This window comes from Phocaeicola sp. RTP21198st1_B8_RTP21198_201120 (assembly GCF_040929485.1).
In the GTDB taxonomy this organism is placed as follows: domain Bacteria; phylum Bacteroidota; class Bacteroidia; order Bacteroidales; family Bacteroidaceae; genus Phocaeicola; species Phocaeicola dorei.
On record NZ_JBCOCI010000459.1, the window covers coordinates 1 to 1,169 of the forward strand.

A 1,169-nucleotide genomic window follows, 5' to 3' on the forward strand; every position below is an offset into this window, starting at 1 on the left:
AGGGTGGCAACTACAAAAGAAAAGATTTCCGGGGAAAAAGGAATAATAATAACGGAGGAAAGAGAAATAACCGTCCGTCTCCCCCCAGACAAAATTAAAGCAAGGCTTTTTTAATCCGGCACTATACGATCTGAATGTATGGTGCTTTTTTATTTGGATGAAGTGATAGTCAAATCTCCTTTAAAACTTACTTCCATATTTACAATGCTATATATGGAAGTTTCCGGAATGGCCAGGACAGCTTGATAATGAAAACCGTTCCGGTCTACTTTCATAAACTTTGTATCTGACAGGATGGATTGCTCCAGAAAATCGACAGGAAGTACTTTGTCAAACATCTGTTTGGTAACATCGCTGGCAAACAGGCTCTTTTTACCTTCATACACACAAATGTGCATCACATTATCATAGTATACATTATCCATGCTAATCCCGTCTTCGGAATAAGTCGTCTTGATGACTCTCATTTTAGAAGGATTAATATATACGTATGCGCGATAGCGAGTGCCATTATAGGTCACTACACTATCGCGTTTGGTTACTTCCGTATATGCCGGAATGACTAATTCCTGACGGACAAAATAGATTGAATCATTGGCATCTTCGGATTTATGCAACTTAATTACATCATCCGTTATGGAATGAAACCAGAATATATGTTCTGCCTGCTTATCAATCTTGTAATAAGTAGTATCATTTCCATAAGTATAAAGAGTATCCCGTATTATTTTAAATGCAATGGGAGTACTTTGTACATCTGCATAGTAGATAGTATCTCCTTCTACACGCATCAACGGGCTCTCCGTTTCATCGTCCAGCCAAATTCCCTGCAGTAGTCCTTTTGCACTAAGATCCTCTTTCTCTTGTTGAAGAGAATGGGGACTCTTATTGCCGCTACATGCCGCGAAAAAGATTGCCATTAACGATACAGCCACATTTTTCATCATCTATTTTAGTTTTTATATAAAGATACTCTTATTTTTTTATTTACCAATACAGTGATAAATAAATCCGAGTTCTTCCATCTCTTTTTTATCATATATATTACGTCCGTCCAACACAATCTGCCGGGACATCGTTTTCTTGATAACGGCCCATGAAGGCAGACGGAATTCTTTCCATTCGGTAACCAACATCAACACATCAGCATCCAGTACGGCATCATACAT

Annotated in this window: 2 protein-coding genes; both read right to left on the bottom strand. The window is 38.2% G+C overall.

Annotated elements, in window-relative coordinates:
• Window positions 1–149: 149 nt before the first annotated feature.
• Window positions 150–947, bottom strand: coding sequence for a DUF4738 domain-containing protein (locus AB5935_RS27255; RefSeq protein WP_004295905.1), 798 nt, complete (start codon window positions 945–947; stop codon window positions 150–152).
• Between the two features lie 36 nt (window positions 948–983).
• Window positions 984–1,169 (bottom strand): UDP binding domain-containing protein (locus AB5935_RS27260; RefSeq protein ID WP_368328007.1); only part of this gene is annotated, 186 nt, incomplete at its 5' end.